The organism is Trebonia sp. (assembly GCF_049794275.1).
Classification (GTDB): Bacteria; Actinomycetota; Actinomycetes; order Streptosporangiales; family Streptosporangiaceae; genus Trebonia.
Genome location: NZ_JBARCR010000757.1, coordinates 1 through 5,230 on the forward strand (window position 1 = coordinate 1; position 5,230 = coordinate 5,230).

The window sequence follows — 5,230 nt, forward strand, 5'->3', positions numbered from 1 at the left end:
GCCTCACGCTGTACGACGCGGCCGCGCCCGCCGAGGCCGTGGACCCGGCCGCGCACGCCTCCAAGAGCCGCAACAGCCCGTTCGCGGGCATGGCGCTGCCCGGGCGGGTGCACGCCACGTTCCTGCGCGGCGCGGCCACGGTGCTGGACGGGAAGGTGACACGATGACGAGCGGTGCCCAGCCCGCGATCCTGGTGCTCGAGGACGGCACGACGCTGCGCGGCGAGGGCTTCGGCGCGAGCGGCGAGACGTTCGGCGAGATGGTCTTCAACACCGCGATGACCGGCTACCAGGAGACGCTGACCGACCCGTCGTACGCCGGGCAGATCGTGGCGATGACCGCGCCGCACATCGGGAACACCGGGGTCAACGACGAGGACCCGGAATCGCACCGGATCTGGGTCAGCGGCTACGTGGTCCGCGAGCCGTCCAGGCTCGCCTCGAGCTGGCGGGCCCGTCGCAGCCTGGACGACGAGCTCAAGGCCCAGGGCATCCCCGGCATCGCCGTGCCGGGCACCCGGGCGCTGACCATGCGGATCAGGGAGCGGGGCGCGATGCGCGCCGCCGTCTCCACCGTGGAGGATGACCCGCGGCGGCTGCTCGACCGGGTGCTGGCCAGCCCCGGCATGACCGGCGCCGACCTGGCCAGGACCGTGACCACGCCGCATCCCTACACGGTCAGCCCGCCCGACGGCACCGCGACCAGGTACCGGGTCGCCGCCGTCGACCTCGGCATCAAGGCCGCCACCCCGCGGAACATGGCCATGCGCGGCATGGAGGCCCGCGTGCTGCCCGCGACGGTCACCGCCGGGGAGATCCTGGCCACCGACCCCGACGGGGTGTTCTTCAGCAACGGGCCAGGGGACCCGGCCGCGGCCGGGTACGCGGTCGCCGCGATGCGCGGGGTGCTCGAGGCCGGCGTGCCGGTGTTCGGCATCTGCTTCGGCAGCCAGATCCTCGGCCGGGCGATCGGGCTCAGCACGTACAAGCTGCGCTACGGGCACCGCGGCGTGAACCAGCCGGTCATGGACCTGGCCACCGGCCGGGTGTACATCACCAGCCACAACCACGGCTTCGCGGCCGCTCTGGCGCCCGAGGCCGACACCAGCCGCGACGCGGGCAGCGCCTGGGCGCACGTACCCCCAGGCGCTCGCAAGCCGTTCGGCACGCCGTACGGGGAGGCCGTGGTCAGCCACGTCAACCTCAACGACGGCGTGGTCGAGGGCATCCGCCTCCTGGACCGCCCCGCCTTCAGCGTCCAGTACCACCCCGAGGCTGCCCCCGGCCCGCACGACGCGGTCGACCTCTTCGACCAGTTCGCCGCCCTGATGGACAACGCCCGATGACGCCACCCCAGCCCCGCGATGGCGGTGAATGGCCCATCGTCCCCCTTCTATGGCGGTCAATGGCCCATCGACCGCCTTCGCGCGCTGCCGGAACGAGGGGAGCAGCCCATGCCGCGGCGTGAGGACCTGAAGTCGGTGCTCGTCATCGGGTCCGGGCCGATCGTGATCGGGCAGGGCTGCGAGTTCGACTACTCGGGCACCCAGGCCTGCCGCGTCCTGCGCGCCGAAGGCATCCGGGTCAGCCTGGTGAACTCCAACCCGGCGACGATCATGACCGACCCCGAGTTCGCCGACGCGACCTACGTCGAGCCGATCACCCCCGACATCCTGGAGAAGGTGATCGCGAAGGAGCGCCCGGACGCGCTGCTGCCCACGCTCGGCGGCCAGACCGCCCTGAACGCGGCCGTGGCCCTGCACGCCAGCGGCGTCCTGAAGAAATACAGCGTCGAGCTGATCGGCGCCGACATCGACGCGATCGAGGCCTGCGAGGACCGCGAGCGCTTCAAGGAGATCGTCACCGCCCTTGGCGCCGAGGTCCCGCGCAGCCAGATCTGCCGCACCCTCGACGAGTGCTTCGCCGCCACAGCGGACCTCGGCCTGCCCGTGGTCGTCCGGCCGAGCTTCACCCTCGGCGGGGCCGGCTCCGGCATCGCGTACAACGAGGACGGCCTGAGAAGGATCGCCGGCGCGGGCCTGGACGCCAGCCCCACGACCGAGGTCCTCCTCGAGGAGTCGATCATCGGCTGGAAGGAGTTCGAGCTCGAGCTGATGCGCGACCGCAACGACAACGTCGTGATCGTCTGCTCGATCGAGAACGTCGACCCGATGGGCGTGCACACCGGCGACTCAGTGACGGTCGCCCCCGCGATGACGCTCACCGACCGCGAGTACCAGCACATGCGCGACGTCGCGATCCAGATCATCCGCGCGGTCGGCGTGGACACCGGCGGCTGCAACATCCAGTTCGCCGTCGATCCGAAGACCGGCCGGATGGTCGTCATCGAGATGAACCCGCGCGTGAGCCGGAGCTCGGCGCTCGCCTCCAAGGCAACCGGCTTCCCGATCGCCAAGATCGCCACCAGGCTCGCGATCGGCTACACCCTCGACGAGATCCCGAACGACATCACCGGCCAGACGCCGGCGTCCTTCGAGCCTGCCCTCGACTACGTGGTCGTGAAGATCCCGCGGTTCGCTTTCGAGAAGTTCCCCGGCGCCGACACCACGCTCACCACGCACATGAAGTCGGTCGGCGAGGCGATGGCGATCGGCCGCTCGTTCGGCGAGGCCCTGCAGAAGGCCCAGCGAAGCCTGGAAGCCGCGACGGGCCCGTTCCGATTCAGCAACACAGAAACCGACGCCGACCTGCTGCTCGACCGCTGCCGCACCCCGCACGACGGCCGGCTCGACACCATGCTGCAAGCGCTGCGGGCCGGCGCCTCCCCGCAGGCGGTGGCGGAGGTCACCGGCATCGATCCGTGGTTCGTGGACCAGGTTGTTCAAATCCACGAGATATCCCGAACGGTAGCGGCCGCCTCTGAACTCGACACCAGCCTGTTCCGGCTGGCGAAATCGCACGGGTTCTCCGACCCGCAGCTCGCGGAGCTCCGCGGCATCGGGGCGGACCAGGTGCGCGCCCTGCGGCACGCGCTCGGCGTGCGGCCGGTCTACCACGCGGTCGACACCTGCGCCGCCGAGTTCGCGGCCCGCACCCCGTACTTGTACTCGACGTACGACGAGGGCGACGAGGTGCCGCCGGGGGACCGGCCGAAGGTGATCATCCTCGGCAGCGGCCCCAACAGGATCGGGCAGGGCATCGAGTTCGACTACGCCTGCGTGCACGCCTCGTTCGCGCTGCGCGACGCGGGCTACGAGACCGTGATGGTCAACTGCAACCCGGAGACCGTCTCGACCGACTACGACACCTCCTCCCGGCTGTACTTCGAGCCGCTGACCCTGGAAGACGTGCTCGAAGTGGTGCACGCCGAGCAGGCGGCGGGACCGGTCGCGGGCGTGATCGTGCAGCTCGGCGGGCAGACGCCGCTGGGGCTTGCGCGCGGTCTCGAAGCGGCCGGGGTGCCGGTCGTCGGCACGTCGCCGGACGCGATCCACCTCGCCGAGGACCGCGGCGCGTTCGCGTCGGTGCTCGCCGCCGCGGGCCTGACCGCGCCGCGCGGCGAGGTCGCGCTGTCCGCGGGGGAGGCGGCGGTGGCGGCGGCCGAGATCGGCTACCCGGTGCTGGTGCGGCCGTCGTACGTGCTCGGCGGGCGCGGCATGGAGATCGTCTACGACGAGGAGACGCTGCGGGGCTACGTGGACCGCGCCACGACCGCCTCGCCCGACCATCCGGTGCTGATCGACCGGTTCCTCGACGACGCGATCGAGATCGACGTCGACGCCCTCTACGACGGGTCGGAGCTGTACCTGGGCGGCGTGATGGAGCACATCGAGGAGGCCGGGATCCACTCCGGCGACTCGGCGTGCGCGCTGCCGCCGATCACCCTGGGGCGCGGGGACATCGCGGCGGTCAGGGAGGCGACGCACAAGATCGCCCGCGGCGTCGGGGTGCGCGGGCTGCTCAACGTGCAGTACGCGCTCGCGGCCGGGGTGCTGTACGTGCTCGAGGCGAACCCCCGCGCGTCGCGGACCGTGCCGTTCGTGTCCAAGGCGACCGCCGTGCCGCTCGCCAAGGCGGCCGCGCTGGTGATGCTCGGCTCGTCGATCGGCTCGCTGCGCTCGTCTGGCGTGCTGCCGGCCGACGGCGACGGCGGCACCCTGCCGCTTGACTCGCCGGTGGCCGTCAAGGAGGCGGTGCTGCCGTTCGGGCGGTTCAGGGACGCGACGGGCGCCGGGGTGGACACCGTGCTCGGGCCGGAGATGCGGTCGACGGGCGAGGTAATGGGCATCGACGAGATGTTCGGCACCGCGTACGCCAAGTCGCAGGAGGCCGTGTACGGGTCGCTGCCGGTCACCGGGCGGGTCTTCGTGTCGATCGCGAACAGGGACAAGCGGGCCATGGTGTTCCCGGTCAAGCGGCTCGCCGACCTCGGGTTCGAGATCTGGGCCACATACGGAACTGCCGAGGTACTGCGCAGGAACGGCGTTCGTGCCAAGATCGTGCGAAAGCACAGCGACGGCGCCGGGCCGGACGGAGAGCCGACCGTTGTCACGCGCATCCTGGACGGTGAGGTAGACCTGATTGTGAACACGCCCTTCGGGAGCGTCTCCGCGGCGTCGGCGGCGGTGCGGCTCGACGGCTATGAGATCCGGACCGCGGCGGTCCGCCGTGGCGTGCCGTGCGTGACGACCGTGGCCGGGCTGGCCGCGGCGGTGCAGGGCATCGAGGCGACGATCCGCGGCGAGGTGGGCGTGCGCTCGCTGCAGGAGCACGCCGCCGCGCTGCGCGGCTAAGCGTCGTCGGCGGGTTGCGGGATGGCGCGAGGCGATCAGGAGGGCAGCGGGGTGGCGCCGGTTCAGGTGCGCGGGACGGTGCTCACGGTGCGCCGGGTTGACGCGTACGTGGCCATGACGGTGGTCGCCCCGGCGATCGCGACCAGGTTCCGCCCTGGCCAGTTCATCGCGGTGGCGGTGGGCGGCCCCTCGTCGTCCATGCTGGCGCGGCGGACGTTCTCCGTGCACGACGTGCGGCCGGACCACGGCGGCACGGTCGAGTTCGTGTTCCTGGCGCGCGAGCCTGGCGCGCAGTGGCTCGCGGACTGCCGGGCGCGGGACGTGCTTGACGTGGTGGGACCGCTTGGCCGCCCCTTCCCCGTGCCGCGCGAGTCCGCGTCCTGCCTGCTGCTGGGGGTGGGATCCGGCGCCGCGCCGCTGTTCGCGCTGGCGTCGCGGCTGGCCGACCGGAACTGCGCCGCGGACTTCCTGCTGGGC

2 protein-coding genes and 2 pseudogenes are annotated in these 5,230 nt (G+C 72.0%); all 4 read left to right on the forward strand.

Going from position 1 to position 5,230, the window contains the following annotated elements:
• A pseudogene (locus WA805_RS19755) lies at positions 1 to 167 on the forward strand (dihydroorotase); the annotation flags it as partial.
• A complete protein-coding gene (gene carA / locus WA805_RS19760) occupies positions 164 to 1,345 on the forward strand; it encodes a glutamine-hydrolyzing carbamoyl-phosphate synthase small subunit (protein WP_422277364.1) in 1,182 nt (393 codons plus the stop codon). The pseudogene WA805_RS19755 and the gene carA, both read left to right, overlap by 4 nt.
• A 108-nt stretch (positions 1,346 to 1,453) precedes the next feature.
• On the forward strand, positions 1,454 to 4,753 hold the full coding sequence (gene carB / locus WA805_RS19765; protein WP_424562959.1) for a carbamoyl-phosphate synthase large subunit: 3,300 nt from the start codon (positions 1,454 to 1,456) through the stop codon (positions 4,751 to 4,753).
• A 21-nt stretch (positions 4,754 to 4,774) separates the two neighbouring features.
• Positions 4,775 to 5,230 (forward strand): annotated as a pseudogene (locus WA805_RS19770) (dihydroorotate dehydrogenase electron transfer subunit); the annotation flags it as partial.

Excerpts from the sequence above, each read along its gene's own strand:
- carA (WP_422277364.1), top strand. The coding sequence starts at position 164 with ATGACGAGCGGTGCCCAGCCCGCGATCCTGGTGCTCGAGGACGGCACG.
- carB (WP_424562959.1), top strand. The coding sequence starts at position 1,454 with ATGCCGCGGCGTGAGGACCTGAAGTCGGTGCTCGTCATCGGGTCCGGG.